At 61.7% G+C, this 20,567-nt stretch carries 17 protein-coding genes; 11 read left to right on the forward strand and 6 right to left on the reverse strand.

Features of this window, described 5'->3' with window-relative positions; genetic code table 11:
* Positions 1–166 precede the first annotated feature (166 nt).
* Positions 167–613 carry a response regulator gene (locus tag HX855_RS15495; protein ID WP_177088874.1) on the forward strand — a complete coding sequence of 149 codons (447 nt, stop codon included), beginning with the start codon at positions 167–169 and terminating at the stop codon, positions 611–613.
* Between the two features lie 63 nt (positions 614–676).
* Here HX855_RS15495 and HX855_RS15500 read toward each other — a convergent pair whose 3' ends face one another.
* Entirely contained in the window at positions 677–2,854 is a 2,178-nt protein-coding gene (locus HX855_RS15500; RefSeq protein WP_177088873.1) for a malate synthase G, read from the reverse strand.
* 485 nt (positions 2,855–3,339) lie between these two features.
* On the opposite strand from HX855_RS15500, the gene HX855_RS15505 reads away from it, so the two are divergent.
* On the forward strand, positions 3,340–3,858 hold the full coding sequence (locus HX855_RS15505; RefSeq protein ID WP_177088872.1) for a glycine cleavage system protein R: 519 nt from the start codon (positions 3,340–3,342) through the stop codon (positions 3,856–3,858).
* A gap of 222 nt (positions 3,859–4,080) precedes the next feature.
* On the opposite strand, the gene rarD is transcribed toward HX855_RS15505, so the two are convergent.
* From rarD to HX855_RS15530, 5 genes are all read right to left on the reverse strand, one after another.
* The gene (rarD, locus tag HX855_RS15510; RefSeq protein ID WP_177088871.1) at positions 4,081–4,965 is read right to left on the reverse strand and encodes an EamA family transporter RarD; all 885 of its coding nucleotides are present in this window, start codon (positions 4,963–4,965) and stop codon (positions 4,081–4,083) included.
* 172 nt (positions 4,966–5,137) lie between these two features.
* Positions 5,138–6,112 (reverse strand): serine/threonine protein kinase, encoded by a 975-nt coding sequence (locus tag HX855_RS15515; RefSeq protein WP_010167439.1) that lies wholly within the window; start codon positions 6,110–6,112, stop codon positions 5,138–5,140.
* Positions 6,113–6,274: 162 nt separating this feature from the next.
* Entirely contained in the window at positions 6,275–8,173 is a 1,899-nt protein-coding gene (locus tag HX855_RS15520) for a PhoX family phosphatase (protein ID WP_177088870.1), read from the reverse strand.
* A gap of 71 nt (positions 8,174–8,244) precedes the next feature.
* Positions 8,245–9,009, reverse strand: a complete 765-nt coding sequence (locus HX855_RS15525) for a TOBE domain-containing protein (protein ID WP_177088869.1) — start codon at positions 9,007–9,009, stop codon at positions 8,245–8,247.
* Positions 9,010–9,066: 57 nt separating this feature from the next.
* Positions 9,067–9,804, reverse strand: a complete 738-nt coding sequence (locus HX855_RS15530) for a ComF family protein (RefSeq protein ID WP_177088868.1) — start codon at positions 9,802–9,804, stop codon at positions 9,067–9,069.
* Positions 9,805–9,894: 90 nt separating this feature from the next.
* Between HX855_RS15530 and bioB the strand changes: the two genes are divergently transcribed.
* The 9 genes from bioB (at position 9,895) to HX855_RS15575 (ending at position 20,458) form a co-directional block, all read left to right on the forward strand.
* The gene (bioB, locus tag HX855_RS15535) at positions 9,895–10,950 is read left to right on the forward strand and encodes a biotin synthase BioB (protein ID WP_003211072.1); all 1,056 of its coding nucleotides are present in this window, start codon (positions 9,895–9,897) and stop codon (positions 10,948–10,950) included.
* A 154-nt stretch (positions 10,951–11,104) separates the two neighbouring features.
* Entirely contained in the window at positions 11,105–12,283 is a 1,179-nt protein-coding gene (bioF, locus tag HX855_RS15540; protein WP_177088867.1) for an 8-amino-7-oxononanoate synthase, read from the forward strand.
* On the forward strand, positions 12,276–13,007 hold the full coding sequence (locus HX855_RS15545) for an alpha/beta fold hydrolase (RefSeq protein ID WP_177088866.1): 732 nt from the start codon (positions 12,276–12,278) through the stop codon (positions 13,005–13,007). Before bioF ends, HX855_RS15545 begins: the two co-directional genes overlap by 8 nt.
* Complete coding sequence (gene bioC, locus HX855_RS15550; protein WP_177088865.1) at positions 13,000–13,809, forward strand: malonyl-ACP O-methyltransferase BioC; 810 nt, start codon at positions 13,000–13,002, stop codon at positions 13,807–13,809. Before HX855_RS15545 ends, bioC begins: the two co-directional genes overlap by 8 nt.
* Positions 13,806–14,486 carry a dethiobiotin synthase gene (bioD, locus tag HX855_RS15555; RefSeq protein ID WP_177088864.1) on the forward strand — a complete coding sequence of 227 codons (681 nt, stop codon included), beginning with the start codon at positions 13,806–13,808 and terminating at the stop codon, positions 14,484–14,486. Before bioC ends, bioD begins: the two co-directional genes overlap by 4 nt.
* Before the next feature lie 107 nt (positions 14,487–14,593).
* Positions 14,594–14,875: a pyrroloquinoline quinone biosynthesis protein PqqE gene (locus tag HX855_RS15560; RefSeq protein ID WP_169386981.1), complete on the forward strand. Its 282-nt coding sequence runs from the start codon at positions 14,594–14,596 to the stop codon at positions 14,873–14,875.
* Positions 14,876–15,216: 341 nt separating this feature from the next.
* Positions 15,217–17,022 carry a phenylacyl-CoA dehydrogenase gene (locus tag HX855_RS15565; protein WP_003211060.1) on the forward strand — a complete coding sequence of 602 codons (1,806 nt, stop codon included), beginning with the start codon at positions 15,217–15,219 and terminating at the stop codon, positions 17,020–17,022.
* Positions 17,023–17,296: 274 nt separating this feature from the next.
* Entirely contained in the window at positions 17,297–18,583 is a 1,287-nt protein-coding gene (locus HX855_RS15570) for a diguanylate cyclase (protein ID WP_177088863.1), read from the forward strand.
* Between the two features lie 90 nt (positions 18,584–18,673).
* Positions 18,674–20,458 carry an acyl-CoA dehydrogenase C-terminal domain-containing protein gene (locus HX855_RS15575; RefSeq protein WP_177088862.1) on the forward strand — a complete coding sequence of 595 codons (1,785 nt, stop codon included), beginning with the start codon at positions 18,674–18,676 and terminating at the stop codon, positions 20,456–20,458.
* Positions 20,459–20,567: the final 109 nt, after the last annotated feature.

A 20,567-nucleotide genomic window follows, 5' to 3' on the forward strand; every position in this document is an offset into this window, starting at 1 on the left:
GGTAGCGATCTGCCTTTCCATGACTAGGGAAAAACCTTACATGAATATCGTCCAAAACCCGTAGAACGCCCACTAGGAAAACTTTCCGACGAAGTGCACATTGTTCGCCCTTCCGGCGATGTCTGAGTTCTGTGCTGGGAGATTGATCAGAACTGCCGAGAAACGTATGTCCGACCACGATATTTTGAGTGACGCCGAGCGCGAGGCCCTGAGTGCTGTTATGCAGGAGCCCGATTTACCCCCACAACGGGTTTTGATCGTGGATGACGACAAGGACTCTCGCGAACTGCTGGCAGAAATTCTTGGCCTGGACGGAATCCGCTGCATGACCGCAGACAGTGGCGAGGCGGCGTGGGACTTGTTGAGTTCCAGCAGTTCCATAGGCTTGCTGATCACCGACCTGCGCATGACCCCGAGCAACGGGCTGCAACTGATTCGCCAGGTGCGCGGGTCCACCCGGGCGGCGCTGCCGATCATCATCATGTCGGGGGACGCCGAAGCGCCGGACGTGATTGATGCCATGCATTTGAGCGTGGTGGACTTCTTGCTCAAGCCCATTGATAGCGTGAAGCTGGCAAAGATGGTGAAGCGGGAGTTGGGGATGGTGCAGTAAAACCCGGCGACCAAAAAAAAGCCCTGATCGAAAGATCAGGGCTTTTTTATTTCCAGCGCTTGATTACAGACCGTTTTTGGCCTTGAACTCCCGGCGCCGGCGGTGCAACACCGGCTCGGTGTAGCCGTTCGGTTGCTTGGTCCCTTCAATCACCAACTCCACCGCTGCCTGGAACGCGATGTTGCTGTCAAAATCGGGAGCCAGCGGGCGGTACAGCGCGTCACCGGCGTTCTGACGGTCCACCACCGGCGCCATGCGCTTGAGGCTTTCCATCACCTGGGCTTCATTGACGATGCCGTGGCGCAACCAGTTGGCGATGTGCTGGCTGGAAATGCGCAGGGTGGCGCGGTCTTCCATCAGGCCGACGTCGTTGATGTCCGGCACTTTCGAGCAACCCACGCCCTGGTCGATCCAGCGCACCACGTAACCGAGGATACCCTGGGCGTTGTTGTCCAGTTCGTTGCGGATTTCTTCGTCAGACCAATCGGTATTCTGGGCCAGGGGAATGGTCAGGATATCGTCCACCGAAGCGCGCTCGCGCTTGGCCAGCTCGGCCTGGCGGGCGAATACGTCAACCTTGTGGTAATGCAGCGCGTGCAGCGCCGCCGCCGTCGGCGATGGGACCCATGCCGTGTTGGCACCCGCCAGCGGGTGAGCAATCTTCTGCTCCAGCATGGCGGCCATCAGGTCGGGCATGGCCCACATGCCTTTACCGATCTGTGCACGGCCTTGCAGGCCGGTGCTCAAGCCGATATCAACGTTCCAGTTCTCGTAGGCGCCGATCCACTTCTCAGCCTTCATGGCAGCCTTGCGCACCATCGCGCCAGCTTCCATGGAGGTGTGGATTTCGTCGCCGGTGCGGTCGAGGAAGCCGGTGTTGATAAACACCACGCGCTCGCTGGCCGCCTTGATGCAGGCCTTGAGGTTGACCGTGGTACGGCGCTCCTCGTCCATGATCCCGACTTTCAGGGTGTTGCGTGGCAGCTTCAGCACGTCTTCGATACGGCCGAACAGCTCGTTGGTGAACGCCGCTTCTTCCGGGCCGTGCATCTTCGGTTTAACGATGTAGACCGAACCGGTGCGGCTGTTCTTGCGGCTGTTGTTGCCGTTGAGGCTGTGGATCGCCGACAGGCTGGTGAGCAGGCCGTCGAGAATGCCTTCCGGCACTTCGTTGCCGTCTTTGTCGAGGATCGCGTCGATCGTCATCAAGTGGCCGACGTTACGCACGAACAACAGCGAACGCCCGTGCAGGGTCACGTCCTTACCGTCTGCGCCGGTGTAAACGCGGTCGGCGTTCATGGTGCGGGTAAAGGTCTTGCCACCCTTGGCGACTTCTTCCGACAGGTCGCCCTTCATCAGGCCGAGCCAGTTGCGGTAAATCACCACCTTGTCATCGGCATCGACGGCGGCGACGGAGTCTTCGCAGTCCATGATGGTGGTCAGGGCGGCTTCCATCAGCACGTCTTTCACGCCGGCGGCATCGGTCTGGCCGACCGGGGTGCTGGCGTCGATCTGGATTTCGAAGTGCAGGCCATTGTGCTTCAGCAGGACTGCGGTCGGCTTGGCGGCATCGCCCTGGTAGCCGATCAACTGGGCATCGCTGCGCAGGCCGCTGTTGCTCCCGCCCTTGAGGCTGACCACAAGCTTGCCGTCGACGATCTTGTAGCCGGTGGAGTCCACGTGGCTGCCGGCAGCCAGTGGCGCGGCTTCGTCGAGGAAGGCGCGGGCGAAGGCGATAACCTTGTCGCCACGCACCTTGTTATAGCCTTTGCCCTTTTCGGCGCCGTCGGCTTCGCTGATGGCGTCGGTGCCATACAGCGCGTCATACAGGGAGCCCCAGCGCGCATTCGAGGCGTTGAGGGCGAAACGGGCGTTCATCACCGGCACCACCAGCTGCGGGCCGGCCATGTGGGCAATTTCATCGTCGACGTTTTGGGTCGAGGCCTGGAAATCTGCGGCTTCTGGCAGCAGGTATCCGATATCTTGAAGGAAGGCCTTGTAGGCCACCGCGTCGTGGGCCTGGCCGGCGTGCGCCTGGTGCCAGGTGTCGATCCGCGCTTGAAAATCGTCGCGTTTGGCGAGTAGGGCTTTGTTCTTCGGCGCGAGGTCGTGGATGACCTTGTCGGCACCGGCCCAGAACTGGTCGGCAGTAACGCCGGTACCAGGAATGGCTTCGTTGTTCACGAAGTCGAACAGGACTTTGGCGACCTGCAGGCCACCGACTTGAACGTGTTCAGTCATTGCTTGCCTCACTCTGCGGAGCTTATGCGCTTTTCAGCTTTTCAATTTACCAATGAAGCCTCTGGCCATGTAAACCGCGAATACCCCGCACCAGTACATGCCGTTGAAGGCGGCTGGGCGGGCTGCGTCGCGGTGCGTGGTTGCCTTGGCAGACATCGACCTAACGTTATGTAGTGCGCGATTGGGCATACTACATGATGAGTTGCGGTTGTGAAAATTAGACTAAATACGTCGTTTAGCGACCCACTTTGGTCATACGGTCACAGCGGGGTACGGGATGTTCTCAAAAAACTATTGGATTGTTCCAGATAAATATAAAAATGGTACACGATTTGTTTTCGCGGGCGCCTGCGTCCACCTTGTAGGAGCGAGCTTGCTCGCGAAGGTCGTTAACGGTAACGCGGGAAAGCTGACACCCAACGGTGCTCTCACGTTCTTCGCGAGCAAGCTCGCTCCTACAAGAAGCCGAACAAGAGGACGACACCATGGACCATCTCGTACTGACTGTCATCGCCCCGGACAAACCCGGGGTGGTTGAGCGCATCGCCCAATGCATCGCCTCCCACGGTGGCAACTGGCTGGAAAGCCGCATGGCGCACATGGCCGGGCAGTTTGCCGGGATTTTGCGCGTGAGCGTGCCGGCGGAAAATCGCCTGGAGTTGATTGGGGCATTGGAAGACTTGTCCACCCACGGCATTCGCGTGCTGTTGGGGGAAAGCAATTCCCTGGCCCCCAGTGAGTCGCAACCGATCGCGATGGCGCTGGTGGGCAACGACCGGCCGGGGATCGTCCGCGACATCACCGCGCTGCTCAGCAAGCAAGGTGTCAACCTGGAGCGCTTGATCACCGACGTGCGCCCGGCGCCGATGAGCAGCGACCTGCTGTTCCACGCCGAAGCCTTGCTGGCGGTGCCGCTGACGCTGCCGTTGGAGACCTTGCAAGCCGCGCTGGAAACCCTGGCGGATGACCTGATGGTGGAACTGGAGCTACGCAGCGAGGAATAGTTGCCCACAAGGTTATGCATGGAAATCTTGCATGGGCCTGTGGATAACCTGTAGAGACCCGCGCCCAGCCCACGCGGGCCGTGGCTCTTCGCCGGTTGAGCAAAAAACGAGCAGTTTCAAGGGCTTGTGCACAAACGCCGGGGACCAGGCTGTGGATAACCTTGGGGTGAATGCCTGCAAGCCAAGCCGGCTGTGGCTTGCAGGGGTTTGTACGTTATTTGATCAGTTTTTCCGCACGGTCAGCCAGGCGTCAAGGCTGTAGACCACCAGCCCGGCCCAGATAAAGCAGAAGGCGATCAGTGTGGCGGGCGCCAAGTGTTCGTTGAACAACAGCACCGCTTCCAGCAGCACCAGGGTGGGCGCCACGTATTGCAGGAAGCCCAGGGCGGTGTAGGGCAAATGCCGCGCGGCGGCGTTGAAACACACCAACGGGATCAGCGTCACCGGGCCGGCGGCTACCAGCCACCACGCCTCAGACGTGCTCCAGAACGCCATCTGCGCGCTGTGTGCAGACGGGTTGAACAGCAGCCATGCGATGGCGATCGGTACCAGCATCCAGGTTTCCACCACCAGCCCGGGCAACGCCTTGACCGGCGCCTGTTTGCGGATCAACCCGTAGAACCCAAAGGTCGCCGCCAGTACCAGCGACACCCACGGCAGACTGCCCACTTGCCATACCTGTTGCGCCACGCCGACCGCCGCCAAGCCTACGGCCACCCATTGCAGACGGCGCAGGCGCTCGCCCAGGATCACCATGCCGAGCAGTACGTTCACCAGCGGGTTGATGTAGTAACCCAGGCTGGCCTCCAGCATGCGGCCGCTGTTCACCGACCACACATACGTCAGCCAGTTGGCCGCGATCAACGTGCCGCTCAGGGCCAGGATCGCCAGGCGCTTGGGGTTGTCCCGCAGTTCACGGAACCAGCCAGGGTGTTTCCACACCATCAGCAACACACTGCCGAACAGCGCCGACCACAGCACGCGGTTGACGATGATTTCTGCGGCGGGAACGCTGGCGATGGCTTTGAAGTAGATCGGGAACAGGCCCCAGATGACGTAGGCACTCAGGCCCAATATGTACCCGCGACGGGGGTTGGCGGCTTGCATGCAGAATCCTTGCTTAGGCAGCGAACAAAGCCGCAATTGTAAGGATATTTGTCAGCCAGTGGGATCTGCTTTTCTGTGGGCGCCGGGCTTGCTCGCGATGCAGGCACCTCGGTGCATCGGTGACACCGAGGTGATGCTATCGCGGGCAAGCCCGGCGCCCACAGAAAAGCGGTCAGAACAGTTTCAAGGGTTCTTCATTGAGCGCCGACAACTGCTCGCGCAACGCCAGCACCTGGTCGCCCCAGTAACGCTCGCTGCCAAACCACGGAAAGCTGTGGGGGAACGCCGGGTCGTCCCAGCGCCGTGCGAGCCAGGCGCTGTAGTGCATCAGGCGCAGGGCCCGCAGCGGTTCGATCAGGGCCAATTCGCGCGGGTCGAAGTCGTGGAATTCCTGGTAGCCGTCCATCAATTCTGACAGCTGCCCGAGGCATTCCTGGCGATCACCGGCGAGCATCATCCACAGGTCCTGAACGGCGGGGCCCATACGGCAGTCATCCAGGTCGACGATGTGGAACATCTCGTCGCGGCACATCATGTTGCCGGGGTGGCAATCGCCGTGCATGCGGATGTTCTTGTGGGGCGTGGCCTTGTAGACCTCTTCCACGCGCTTGAGCAGGTCCCGGGCGACAGACTCGTAGGCCGGCAGCAGGCTTTTGGGAATGAAATTGCCTTCCAGCAGCGTGTTCAGGGAGTCGTGACCGAAATTCTTCACCCCCAGGGCTTCGCGGTGTTCGAACGGGCGGGTGGAACCCACCGCGTGCAAACGGCCGAGCAGTTGGCCCAGGCGATACAACTGGTCGAGGTTGCCCGGCTCCGGCGCGCGGCCACCACGGCGCGGGAACAGGGTGAAGCGAAAACCGGCGTGCTCGAACAGGCTTTCGCCGTTGTGAATCATCGGTGCCACCACGGGCACTTCGCACTCGGCCAATTCGAAGGTGAAGCTGTGTTCTTCGAGGATCGCCTCGTTGGTCCAGCGCTGGGGCCGGTAGAACTTGGCGATCAGGGGCTCGGCGTCTTCGATGCCGACCTGATAGACGCGGTTTTCGTAGCTGTTGAGCGCGAGGATGCGGGCGTCGCTGAGGAAACCGATGCTTTCGACAGCGTCGAGCACCAGGTCAGGGGTCAGTGTTTCAAACGGGTGGGCCATGCGAACTCCTGCGCGCAGCAGGGCGCCGCGTCCGGCCGGGTATGGTAACGCACCGGGGTCGAGATAGGTGGTGACTGTTAGTCCGCCATCGCGGGCAAGCCCGGCTCCCACAGGAGTACTCGGTCAACTGTGGGAGCCGGGCTTGCCCGCGATGGCGCCTTATCAGGCGCCGACGATCCCGCCATCATCCCGACGAACAGCAATCACCGAGGACCGTGGCTTGCCATTCGGCAGGTGTTCCGGCCAGGTCGAGCCACCGGTTTCCCCTGGATGCTGAATCCCCACAAACAGGGTTTTCTGGTCTGGCGAGAAGCTGATCCCGGTCACCTCACAGGCCACCGGCCCGACCATGAACCGGCGTATCTCGCCGGTCGCCGGGTCGGCACACAGCATCTGGTTATTGCCCATGCCGGCAAAGTCGCCACCGTTGCTGTAGTCGCCATCCGTCAGGATCCACAACCGCCCGGCCTTGTCGAAGCCCAGTCCATCCGGGCTGTTGAACATGTTCTGCGGGGTAATGTTGGAGGAGCCGCCCTTGGGTGTCCCGGCATGCACGGTCGGGTTGCCGGCCACCACAAACAAATCCCAGGTGAAGTCGGGTGCGCCATGGTCGTTGGCATTGGCCTTCCACCGCAGGATCTGCCCGTAGACGTTTTTCTCCCGCGGGTTCGGGCCGCCCACCGGCTGGCCGTCTTCGCCGCGCTTGGCGTTGTTGGTCAGGGTGCAATACACCTGGCCGTCGGTGGGGCTGACCACGATCCATTCCGGGCGGTCCATGCGGGTGGCTTTCACCACACTGGCGGCGAGGCGTGCGTGGATCAGCACTTCGGCCTGGCTGGCGAAGCCGCTGTTGGCATCAATGCCGTTCTTGCCGTGAGTCAGCTCGACCCATTGGCCCTGGCCCTTGGGATGGTCGGCATTGCCGTCGCCCGCATCGAAGATCGCCACGTATAAGGTGCCGTGGTCCAGCAGGTCCTTGTTGGCCTTGGGGTTCTTGTGATTGATCTTGTCGCGGCTGATGAACTTGTAGATGAACTCGCCGCGCTCGTCGTCGCCCATGTACACCACGGCGCGGCCGTCGCGGGTTTCAGCCAGGGCGGCGTTTTCGTGCTTGAAGCGGCCCAGGGCGGTGCGTTTGACCGGCGTGGATTGCGGGTCGAACGGATCGATTTCCACCACCCAGCCATGGCGGTTGAGTTCGCTGGGGTTCTTGGCCATGTCGAAACGCGCGTCGTGGGGGTGCCAGTTGATGTCTTTGCTGGCGGCCACCACGCCGTAGCGTTTCTGCCCGGCGTCGAAGGTTTGTTGCGGGTTGCTGCTGCCGAAGCAGTCGGTGAAGTTTTCTTCGCAGGTGAGATAGGTGCCCCACGGGGTCTTGCCGTTGGCGCAGTTCTGGAAGGTGCCGAGGACTTTTTTGCCGGTTTTGTCGGCACTGGTTTTCAGCCACGCATGGCCCGCCGCGGGGCCGCCGAAGCGGATCGGCGAGTTGCCGTGGATGCGCCGGTTGTAGCGCGAGTCCTGGACGAACTGCCAGGTGTCACCTTTGCGCCGCACTTCGATCACCGACACACCTTCGCTGGCCAACGCCTTGCGCACGTCTTCGGCCGATTGCGGCGCGCCGCCGTGGGCATAGAGGTAACGGTAGTTGGTGTATTCGTTGTTGATCGCCATCAGCGCGCGGTTGTCGTCACCGGGGAAGGCGAACAGGCTCATGCCGTCGTTGTTGTCGCCGAACTGCTGTTCCTGAGCCTTGGCCGTGCCGTTGCCGCTGGGGTCGAAGGCCGGCGCGTGCTTGTGCAGTGGCTGGCCCCAGCTGATCAGAACGGAAGCGCTGTAACCGGGCGGCAGGGTGATGGCGTCGCTGGTGGCCGAGGCGATGCTGGTGAAACCCAGCAGCGGGCTATTCGAAGCGGCCCCCACCGCCAGGGCGCTGCGGGTCAGCAGGTTGCCGCCAAGGAACATCGCGGCTCCGCACAGGGCGCCGGCGCCGATAAAACGACGGCGGGTGAGGCCGACCATCTGTTCCAGGTCGGTGGCTTGGTTTTCTTCTAATAGGCTCATTTCAGGCTCCCTGCGGGTTTTTGCAGCCACCTTAGGGAGCGCTCGTGACGAAATTGTTGCAGTTTGAAGCGTTACACCGGAGTGCCCAGCAGCACATTGCTGGGGGAGAACTGCACCTTTACCGGTTGGCCTTCGGCGGCATTGATCTGCGCGAGCGCGTCGGGCCGGGCCAGGGCACACAAAACCTGACCATTGGGCAGGGTGATGCGGACCTCGCTGGGGCCGTCTTCGGCGTCGAGAATCGCCTCGACTTTTCCTTCCAGGCAATTGTGTCCAGGTGTTGCTAGCTGTGAAGCGGCCAGCACGTCAAGCCAGCCGGCCTTGATCAGGGCGACGACTTCAGTGCCGGCCTCCAGCTCCAGGTGCACCGTGCTGTCATGGGTGATCTGTGCATCCAGGCTCAGCCCGCCGGCCAGCTCCAGGCGAATCCGGTCGTTGCGGCCGTGGCTGTCGATGGCGACGACCCGGCCGTGTAACTGATTGCGCGCGCTGGTGCGCAGCATCAGGCGGCCCAGCAGGTTGAAGTCGCTGGCGTCCTCGGCGGAATCCAGCACCTGGGCCTGCAACACTTGCAGGCGCTGGTAAAGGCGCAATACCCGTTGGCCTTCGGCCGTCAGCTTGGCGCCGCCACCGCCCTTGCCGCCGACGCTGCGTTCCACCAGGGGCTTTTGCGCCAGGTTGTTCAGTTCGTCGATGGCGTCCCACGCCGCCTTGTAGCTCAAGCCCGCACTCTTTGCGGCGCGGGTGATGGAGCCCTGTTCGGCAATGTGTTGCAGCAGCGCGATTCGCTGGGGGCGACGGACGATGTGTTGGCTCAGGAGGGTTGGCAGGGACATGGGCACACGCTTCGATGGAATGGGCAGACGTTGCGGGCAGGGCGCCCGCGAGTCAAGTCATGTGCCTGGCTTGGGCGTGCGCGCCAGGCAATACACGTCCACCTGCCGGGCGCCGGCGTCCATCAAGAGCCGGGCGAGGCTGTTGGCGGTGGCACCGGTGGTGAGCACGTCGTCGACCAGCGCCAGGTGCCGGCCTTTGACTTGGGCGCTGTCCGCCAAGGCAAAGGCCTGGAGCAGGTTGCGCTGGCGGGTCTTGGCGTCGAGGTTCTGTTGCGCCACGGTTTCATGAGGCCGTAACAGCACGTGCTCATCGTAAGGAATGTTCAGGTCCTTGCTCAGCCAACGCGCGAGCATTGTCGCCTGGTTGTAGCCCCGTTCCCGCAGGCGTTTGCGGGCCAGTGGCACCGGCAGCAGGCAGTCGGGACGCGCCAGGTCGGCATCCTCATACCGGTGTTGCAGGCATTGCCCCAGCAGGTGCGCAAGTAAATGGCCCAGGGGCCAGCGGGCCTGGTGCTTGAAACGGCTGATCAGGCTGTCGACGGGAAAGCTGTACGTCCAGGGTGCAACCACCTGTTTAAACGCTGGCGGTCGTTTCAGGCACTGGCCGCACACCAGACCCGCCATGGGCAACGGCAGCGCGCACACCTCGCAGGCGTCCATCAGCCAAGGCAACTCGGTTTCGCAGGCGTTGCAGATGGGGTGGGCTGTTTCACTGCTTTCATCACAGATCAAACAGATTTGGTTGCTTTTTAACCAGTTGTAAACCTCGTGTTTGTTCTCAAGTTGACAGTGCATGAATCTTCCTTAAATATGCCGAGCATCCGTGTCGTGCCTGTGGGTATTCCTCCCCACAGGGCTTGCCAAAGCATAATCAAGGAATCGCCCATGAGCGCCAGCATCACTGCCAACCTGCGTCACGATTGGTCTTTGGCCGAAGTCAAAGCGCTGTTCGTCCAGCCCTTCAATGACCTGTTGTTCCAGGCGCAGACCGTGCACCGCGCGCATTTCGACGCCAACCGCGTCCAGGTTTCCACGCTGCTGTCGATCAAGACCGGCGCCTGCCCGGAAGATTGCAAATATTGTCCGCAGTCGGGCCACTACAACACCGGCCTGGAAAAAGAAAAGCTGATGGAAGTGCAGAAGGTCCTCGAAGAGGCCGCTCGCGCCAAGGCCATCGGTTCGACCCGTTTCTGCATGGGCGCCGCCTGGAAACACCCGTCGGCCAAAGACATGCCCTACGTGCTGGAAATGGTCAAAGGCGTGAAGGCCATGGGCCTGGAAACCTGCATGACCCTCGGCCGCCTCGACCAGGACCAGACCGAAGCCCTGGCCCAGGCCGGCCTCGACTACTACAACCACAACCTCGACACCTCGCCGGAGTTCTACGGCTCGATCATCACCACCCGCACCTACGGCGAGCGCCTGCAAACCCTGGCGTACGTACGGGATTCGGGGATGAAGATCTGCTCCGGCGGCATCCTCGGCATGGGCGAGTCCCTTGATGACCGCGCCAACCTGCTGATCCAGCTGGCCAACCTGCCGGAGCATCCGGAATCGGTGCCGATCAACATGCTGGTGAAAGTGGCCGGCACGCCGTTGGAAAACGCCGACGACATCGACCCGTTCGACTTCATCCGCATGCTGGCGGTGGCGCGCATCCTGATGCCGCAGTCCCATGTGCGGCTGTCGGCCGGGCGTGAGGCGATGAACGAGCAGATGCAGGCCCTGGCGTTTTTTGCCGGCGCCAACTCGATTTTCTACGGCGACAAACTGCTGACCACCGCCAACCCGCAGGCGGATAAAGACATGCAGCTGTTCTCACGCCTGGGGATCTTGCCGGAAGCCCGGGAAGAGCACGCCGATGAAGTGCATCAGGCGGCGATCGAGCAGGCGCTGGTGGAGCAGAAGAGCAGCGAGCAGTTCTATAACGCGGCTGTTTAAGCCATTTCTCCTGCCGACGTGCGATCCAGTGTGGGAGCTGGCTTGCCTGCGATAGCGGTCTATCAGACGCATTGATGCTGAATGTGCCGCCGTCATCGCAGGCAAGCCAGCTCCCACAGGGTTGCCCGCGTTCGGTCTGCTTAATCGAGGTCTCATGTCTTTCGATCTCGCCGCGCGTCTTGCGGCCCGTCGTGCCGAACACCTGTACCGCCAACGCCCACTGCTGCAGAGCCCGCAAGGCCCTGAAGTGGTGGTCGATGGCCAGCCGTTGCTGGCGTTCTGCAACAACGATTACCTGGGCCTGGCCAATCACCCGCAAGTGATTGAGGCCTGGCGTGCAGGCGCGGCGCGTTGGGGTGTGGGCGGTGGCGCTTCGCACCTGGTGATCGGCCACAGCACGCCACACCATGAGTTGGAAGAAGCCCTGGCCGACCTTACCGGCCGCCCACGGGCGTTGCTGTTCACCACCGGTTACATGGCCAACCTCGGGGCGGTCACGGCGCTGGTGGGGCAGGGCGATACGGTGCTGGAAGACCGTCTCAACCATGCGTCGTTGCTGGACGCCGGTTTGCTCTCCGGTGCGCGCTTTAATCGTTACCTGCACAACGACGCTGAAAGCCTGGCCAAGCGCCTGGAGAAAGCCACCGGCAACACGCTGGTGGTGACCGACGGCGTGTTCAGCATGGACGGCGACGTGGCCGACCTGCCGGCACTGGCCCGTGAAGCCCGGGCCAAGGGCGCATGGCTGATGGTGGATGACGCCCATGGCTTCGGGCCTTTGGGCGCCAACGGTGGCGGGATCGTCGAGCATTTTGGCCTGAGCCAGGAGGACGTGCCGGTATTGGTGGGCACCCTGGGCAAGGCCTTTGGTACTGCCGGGGCGTTTGTGGCAGGCAGTGAGGAACTGATCGAAAGCCTGATCCAGTTTGCCCGCCCGTATATCTACACCACCAGCCAACCGCCGGCGTTGGCCTGCGCCACGCTGAAAAGCCTGGAACTGCTGCGCTCCGAGCATTGGCGGCGGGAGCATCTCAACGGGCTGATCCGCCAGTTCCGCCGGGGCGCCGAGCAGATCGGCCTGGAACTGATGGACAGTTTCACGCCGATCCAGCCGATCATGATTGGCGACAGCGCCCGTGCCGTGCGTTTGTCGCAGATGTTGCGTGAGCGTGGGCTGATGGTGACCGCGATCCGTCCACCCACTGTGCCCGCTGGCAGCGCGCGACTGCGGGTGACCCTGACAGCGGCCCACAGTGAGGCGCAGGTGCAGCTATTGTTAAGCGCATTGGAAGAGTGTTTCCGCTTGTTAGGCCAGGAGCCCGACCATGCGTGATCGACTGATATTGCTGCCTGGTTGGGGCCTCGGCGTTTCGCCGCTGGAGCCGTTGGCGGCGGCGTTGCAGGGGCTGGATGAGCATTTGCGGGTGCACATCGAACCCTTGCCGGCCTTGGCTTCCAGCGACCTCGACGAATGGCTCGACGAGCTGGACGCCAGCCTGCCGGACAACGCCTGGCTGGGCGGCTGGTCCCTCGGCGGAATGCTGGCTTCAGAGCTGGCCGCGCGCCGGGGTGATCGTTGCTGCGGCCTGGTGACATTGGCCAGCAACCCGTGTTTTGTCGCCCATGACGACTGGCCGAGCGCAATGCCTGCCGAAACCTTCGATGCGTTTCTCGCCGGGTGCAATGCCGATTCCCAGGTCACGCTTAAGCGCTTCGGCCTGTTGTGCGCCAAGGGCGCCGAAGATCCTCGCGGGCTGGCGCGCTTGTTGGTCAGCGGGGCGCCGAATTCGCCTTCTTCCGTGCTGATGACCGGCCTTGAATTACTGGCTCAACTGGACACCCGTGAGGCGTTGCTGGCCTTTCGCGGCCCGCAGTTGCACCTGTTTGCCGGCATGGATGGCCTGGTGCCCGCTGAGGCTTGCGGCGATCTGCTGGCGTTGTTGCCCGATGTTGAAATCGGCCTGATTGAACAGGCCGGTCACGCTTTTCTACTGGAGGACCCCCACGGTGTGGCGGGGGCCATCCAGGCTTTTTTGCATGAGTGCGGTGATGACTGATTTATCCCATGTGCTGCCCGGCGGCTTGCCAGACAAGCGTCAGGTAGCGGCGTCCTTTTCTCGCGCAGCGGCCAGTTACGACAGCGTTGCCGAATTGCAACGCGCGGTGGGCAGCGAGCTGCTGCGGCGTATGCCGGAAGATATTTCGCCGCAACGCTGGCTGGACCTGGGCTGCGGTACGGGTTATTTCAGTCGTGTGCTGGGCCAGTCATTTCCGGACAGCCAAGGCGTGGCCCTGGACATTGCCGAAGGCATGCTCAACCACGCCAGGCCCTTGGGCGGCGCGCAGCACTTTATCGCTGGCGATGCCGAGCGCTTGCCCTTGCAGGACGCCAGCTGCGGGCTGATCTACTCCAGTTTGGCGGTGCAGTGGTGCTCGGATTTTGCAGCAGTGCTCAGCGAAGCGCGTCGTGTGTTGCAGCCCGGCGGTGTGCTGGCGTTTGCCAGCTTGTGCGTGGGTACGCTGGATGAGTTGCGCGAAAGCTGGCGTGCGGCGGATGGCATGGTGCACGTCAACCGTTTCCGGCCATTCAGCGCTTATGAGCAGCTGTGCGCGGCCAGTGGTTTGCGCGTGCATAGCCTGGAGCAGCGTCCCCACGTGCTGCATTACCCCGACGTGCGCAGCCTGACCCACGAATTGAAAGCCTTGGGTGCGCACAATCTGAACCCGGGGCGCCCCGGAGGCTTGACGGGCCGGGCGCGGATTGTTGCACTGGTGCAAGCCTACGAGCAGTTCCGCCAGGCCCAGGGCCTGCCGGCGACTTATCAAGTGGTGTACGCCGTCCTGGAGAAACCTCTATGAGTGCCGCTTACTTCATCACGGGGACCGACACTGACGTCGGCAAGACCACCATCGCCGCCGGCCTGCTGCATGCCGCGCGGCAAGCCGGCAAAAGCACTGCCGCAGGCAAACCTGTGGCGTCGGGGTGCCAGGTGACGCCCAAGGGCCTGCGCAATTCGGATGCCCTGGCGTTGCTCGCCGAGTGTTCGTTGCCGTTGAGCTATGCCGAGGTCAACCCGGTGGCGTTCGAGCCGGCCATCGCCCCCCACCTGGCTGCCCGCGAAGCCGGCGTGGCGCTGACGGTGCAGTCGTTGCTCAAACCCATGCAGCATATTCTGGCCAAGCAGGCGGACTTCACCTTGATCGAAGGCGCGGGCGGTTGGCGGGTGCCATTGGCCGATCAGGACAACTTGTCGGACCTGGCCCGGGCGCTGAAGCTGCCGGTGATCCTGGTGGTGGGCGTGCGGCTGGGGTGTATCAGCCATGCGTTACTGACCGCAGAAGCCATCGCCCACGATGGTTTACCGCTGGCGGGTTGGGTGGCGAATATCATCGATCCCAAGACCTCTCGTCTGGAAGAAAACCTCGCGACCCTGGCTGAGCGACTGCCTGCGCCTTTCCTCGGGAGGGTGCCAAAACTCAAGCAACCCAGCGCCGAAGCGGTCGCCGAGTACCTGCAGTTGGACCTGCTTGACTAGTTTTGCCTATGGCTAAGGCATTATGCCATTAGTGTTTTTAACGGGCGTTTTGCCAGTAGGTCTGCTTCAATGACGGTTCACGATTCTCTTATAGGCAGGTTCACGCCATGGAAATCTCTGGTAGCAGTGCGTTTTACTCGGGGCTGAGCGCGATTCAGACCGGGCAGAACCGTGTCGACCAGGCCGCCGGCAAGATCGCCAGCGCCGCCACTACCCAGCCTTCGGACGCGCAAAATGATCGTTTGCGTTCGGTAGATGCCAATCAGGCAACCAATTCGGCGAGCAATATGGTCGAAATGGCCCAGGGCAAGTTCCAGGTTGAGCTGGGCGCCAAAGTCGCCAAGGCTTCCGACGAAATGCTCGGCACGTTGATCGACACTTACGCATAACCCCCCACTCTTATCGTGCGAGCTGGCTTTCTCTGTGGGAGCTGGCTTGCCTGCGATAGCGTCACCTCGATCCTCCTGATACACCGCGGCGCCTGCATCGCAGGCAAGCCAGCTCCCACGTTGATCCTCACCGCTCGATAATCTTTCTTCACTTTGAATTTTCATGCGGCATTTTGCTGCAGGCCTTGTCGTGCCTGGTGTTGACCTGCGTCATGACAAACGGCATTGGCGCGACGCTTGACAAGGATTGGTCGTAAACGTATGTTTCAAACAACTGTTTGACCGCCATAACACATCCACGCGGTTGTTCATCCCAGATACATCAGCAGAGGTTTATCGCTATGCCTGACTACAAGGCCCCCTTGCGTGATATTCGCTTCGTTCGTGACGAACTGCTTGGCTATGAAGCGCACTATCAGAGCCTGCCGGCTTGCCAGGACGCTACCCCGGACATGGTTGACGCCATTCTCGAAGAAGGCGCCAAGTTCTGTGAGCAGGTACTGGCACCGCTGAACCGCGTGGGTGACATCGAAGGTTGCACCTGGAGCGAGTCAGGCGTTAAGACCCCTACCGGTTTCAAAGAAGCCTACAAACAATTCGTTGAAGGCGGCTGGCCGAGCCTGGCCCACGACGTGGCGCACGGTGGCCAAGGCCTGCCGGAGTCCCTGGGCCTGGCAGTCAGCGAAATGGTCGGCGAAGCCAACTGGTCGTGGGGCATGTACCCGGGCCTGTCCCATGGCGCGATGAACACCATTTCCGAGCACGGCACTCCCGAGCAGCAAGAGGCTTACCTGACCAAGCTGGTGTCGGGCGAGTGGACCGGCACCATGTGCCTGACCGAACCGCACTGCGGCACCGACCTGGGCATGCTGCGCACCAAGGCCGAACCTCAGGCTGATGGTTCCTACAAGGTTTCCGGCACCAAGATCTTCATCTCGGCCGGCGAACACGACATGGCCGACAACATCGTCCACATCGTGCTGGCCCGCCTGCCGGATGCACCGGCCGGCACCAAAGGCATTTCGCTGTTCATCGTTCCCAAGTTCGTACCGAACGCCGACGGTTCGATTGGCGAGCGCAACGCGGTGTCCTGCGGTTCCCTGGAACACAAAATGGGCATCCACGGTAACGCCACCTGCGTGATGAACTTCGACGCGGCCACCGGTTTCCTGATCGGCCCGGCGAACAAAGGCCTGAACTGCATGTTCACCTTTATGAACACCGCTCGCCTGGGCACCGCGCTGCAAGGCCTGTCCCACGCTGAAATCGGCTTCCAGGGCGGCCTGAAATACGCTCGCGATCGTCTGCAAATGCGCTCCCTGACTGGCCCGAAAGCGCCGGACAAGGCCGCCGACCCGATCATCGTGCACCCCGACGTGCGCCGTATGCTGTTGACCATGAAAGCCTTCGCTGAGGGCAACCGCGCGATGGTGTACTTCACCGCCAAGCAGGTTGACGTGGTCAAGTACGGCACCGACGACGAAGCCAAGAAACAGGCTGACGCCCTGCTGGCGTTCATGACCCCGATTGCCAAGGCGTTCATGACCGAAGTCGGTTTTGAATCCGCCAACCACGGCGTGCAGATCTACGGCGGCCATGGCTTCATTGCCGAGTGGGGCATGGAGCAGAACGTTCGCGACAGCCGCATTTCGATGCTGTACGAAGGCACCACCGGCATCCAGGCGCTCGACCTGCTGGGTCGTAAAGTGCTGATGACCCAAGGCGAAGCGCTGAAGGGCTTCACCAAGATCGTCCACAAGTTCTGCCAGGCCAACGAAGGCAACGAAGCGGTACAGGAATTCGTTGCACCGCTGGCTGCATTGAACAAAGAGTGGGGCGAGTTGACCATGAAGGTCGGCATGGCGGCCATGAAAGACCGTGAAGAAGTCGGCGCCGCTTCGGTGGATTACCTGATGTACTCCGGTTACGCCTGCCTGGCTTACTTCTGGGCTGACATGGCCCGCCTGGCTGCCGAGAAACTGGCTGCCGGCACCACCGAAGAAGGCTTCTACACCGCCAAGCTGCAGACTGCGCGCTTCTACTTCCAGCGCATCCTGCCGCGTACCCGCACCCACGTTGCAACCATGCTGTCGGGCGCCAACAACCTGATGGACATGAAAGAAGAGAACTTCGACCTGGGCTACTAAGCCCCGGCGGGTTCATTTAAAAAAGCCGCCGCTCCTTTGGGAGCGGCGGTTTTTTTTTGCGCGTTTTTTGATCGTTCCCACGCTCCGTGTGGGACTGCAGCCCTGGACGCTCCGCGTCCCGCCCCACACCGATAAAAAACCCCAGCCCGGCACTCAGGGATTACGCCACGCGGCCGTTAAAGTGATGGCAATGTGATACGCATCACATTGAATGTGCTTAACTGTGATCAGTGAAGGCACTGTGCCATCTTTTTAGTGGGTCGGAGCTTTACCCTTGTCGCGCGCGTCTGCTGTCCGTTTCAGCCATTTCTTACCTTCACTGCTGTTGCTCCTGGCGGGGCTCTCGGCTGCGTACGTGAAGGATCTCAATGTGTTCTTCACCTCACTGTTCAACGTACTGCCAACCCTGGTGTTGCTGTTGGGCGGCTCGTACTGTGCGGTCTACCGTCGTCAGCGCGAGCTGTTCCTGATGATCACGGTGTACGTCATCTATTTCCTGCTGGACACCCAGACCGATTACTACCGCGACCACGGGCGTGTCCGGGAAGACGCGGCGGTGGTCTTCCACCTGTGTTGCCTGTTGTTGCCCCTGTTGTTCGGCATCTACGCGGTCTGGCAGGAAAAAACCCACCTGTTTCGGGACTTCGTCGCACGGTGCGCAGTGCTGTTCGCGGTAGGCAGCGTGGCGTTGGCCCTTGAGCAAAGTTTCCCCCAAGCGTTGTTGAGCTGGCTGGCCGAGATTCGCTGGCCAGCCTTGCATGGCCGCTGGATGAGCCTGATCCAGCTGTCATACCCGATGTTCCTGATTGGCTTTGTCACCCTGGCTGCGCAGTACTGGTACCAGCCAAGGCCGCTGCATGCCGCGCAACTGGTGGGCTTGTTGGGGCTGTTCTGGATGCTGCCGCAGACGTTCATCCTGCCGTTTACCCTCAACATCATGTGCAGCCAGGTGATGCTGATGATTGCCGCCGGTGTGGCCCACGAGGCGTATCAAATGGCCTTCCGTGATGAGCTGACCGGGCTGCCGGGTCGCCGCGCGCTCAACGAGCGGATGCAGCGGCTGGGCCGCAACTACGTACTGGCCATGAGCGACGTCGATCATTTCAAACGTTTCAACGACACCCACGGCCACGATGTGGGCGATCAGGTGCTGCGCCTGGTGGCCAGCAAGCTGTCCAAGGTCAACGGCGGTGGGCGGGCTTACCGGTACGGCGGCGAAGAGTTTGCCGTGGTGTTCGCCGGCAAAACCCTGGATGAGTGCCTGCCGCACCTGGAGGAAATCCGCGAGATTATCGCCAACTACGACATCAAGCTGCGTAATCTGGACCGTCCCCAGGACGACCAGCAAGGCCGCCAGCGTCGCACGGGCAGCGGCGCGTCCAGCGTATCGGTGACCGTCAGCATCGGTGTGGCCGAGCGCTTGGCCGAGCAGCGCTCGCCTGAAGAAGTGCTCAAATCCGCTGACCAGGCGCTGTACAGCGCCAAGGGCGCCGGGCGTAACTGTGTGGTGGCTGCAGGGCAAACACGCCGGGGAGCGGTACGGGAAAGCGCTGCCGGTTGAGTGATAGTGGTGTATTCAGCGGCCCTAGAGTGATTGTCCGTGGGGCCGGGCAGCAGTAGGTTGAAGGTATCTGCTGCCGGAGACATTGCCATGCCTGACTACAAAGCTCCCCTGCGCGACATGCGCTTTCTGATGGATCACGTCTTTGACTTCCACGGCCACTACGCAGCGCTGGGGGCGAACGACGCCAGCCCGGACATGGTGGGTGCGATCCTCGAAGAAGGCGCGAAATTCTGCGAAAACGTCCTCTCGCCGTTGAACCGTACCGGCGATGAAGAAGGCTGCCATTTCGACAACGGCGTGGTGACCACGCCCAAGGGGTTCAAGGAAGCCTTCGCCCAGTACGTGGAAGGTGGCTGGCACGGTCTGGCGGCCGACCCGGCCTACGGCGGGCAAGGCTTGCCGCTGTCCCTGGGATTGGTACTCGCCGAGATGATTGCCTCCAGCAACACGTCCTGGGGCATGTACCCCGGCCTGACTCACGGTGCGATGTCGGCGATCCACGCCCACGGCACTGAAGAACAGAAAAACACCTACCTGAGCAAACTCACCGCCGGCCAGTGGACCGGCACCATGTGCCTGACCGAAGCCCATTGCGGCACCGACCTGGGGCTGATCAAGACCCGCGCCGTGCCTCAGGCAGACGGCAGCTACGCGGTCACCGGCAGCAAGATTTTCATTTCGGCCGGCGAGCACGACATGAGTGAAAACATCATCCACCTGGTGCTGGCCAAACTGCCGGATGCACCGGCCGGCACCAAGGGTATCTCGCTGTTTATCGTGCCTAAATTCCATGCCGACTCTGGCGAGCGCAACGGGGTGAGCTGCGGCTCCATCGAACACAAGATGGGCATCAAGGCTTCGGCCACCTGCGCGCTGAACTTCGATGGCGCCCGGGGTTTCCTGATTGGTGAGGCGAACAAGGGCCTCAACTGCATGTTCACCATGATGAACCATGCGCGCCTGGGCACCGGCATGCAGGGCCTTTGCCTGGGTGAAGCGAGCTTCCAGGGCGCGATCAAGTACGCCAACGACCGCTTGCAGATGCGTTCGCTGACCGGTGCCAAGGCCCCGGAAAAAGCCGCCGACCCGATCATCGTCCACCCGGATGTGCGGCGCATGTTGCTCACCATGAAAGCCTTCAACGAAGGCAACCGGGCGTTGACCTATTTCACCGCACAGTTGCTCGATACCGCGCACCTGAGTGCTGACGAGGGCCAGCGCCAGGAGGCTGAAGACCTGTTGGCGTTCCTCACGCCGATCTGCAAGGCCTTCATGACCGAAACCGGGCTGGAGGTGACCAACCACGGCATGCAAGTGTTTGGCGGCCATGGCTTCATTCGCGAATGGGGCATGGAACAGCTGGTTCGTGATTGCCGGATTGCACCGATCTATGAGGGCACCAACGGTATTCAGGCGTTGGATTTGCTCGGGCGCAAGGTGCTCGGCAGCCAGGGCAAGTTGCTGCGGGGCTTTACCAAAATCGTCCATAAGTTCTGCGCGGCCAATGCCGAGCATCCGCAACTCAAGGCCCATGTGGCGCAGCTCAACCAGTTGAATCAGCAATGGGGCGAGCTGACGGTCAAGGTGGGCATGGCGGCGATGAAAAACCCCGATGAAGTCGGCGCCGCCGCCCTGGATTACTTGATGTACAGCGGCTACATCATCCTCGCCTACCTGTGGCTGCGCATGGCGCTGGTGGCACAAGAGCAGTTGGACAGCGGCAGCGGTGATGCGGATTACGCCCGAGGCAAACTGGCCACGTGCGAGTTCTACTTCAAGCGCCTGCTGCCGCGAACCGCTGCCCACCGGGGGGCGGTGGAGGCGGGGAGCGAGTGCCTGATGAGTCTGCCGGCGGAGCTGTTTGCGCTTTAGTGACTGTAAAATACCTATTGGTCATGAACAGACCCTATGTGTCTCAAAAGTTGTTCGGGTACACTCGGGGTCTGTAAAACCGACACCACCCGAATCACTTTCAAGTTCT

The sequence above is a fragment of the Pseudomonas sp. IPO3778 genome (assembly GCF_013386825.1).
Classification (GTDB): Bacteria; Pseudomonadota; Gammaproteobacteria; order Pseudomonadales; family Pseudomonadaceae; genus Aquipseudomonas.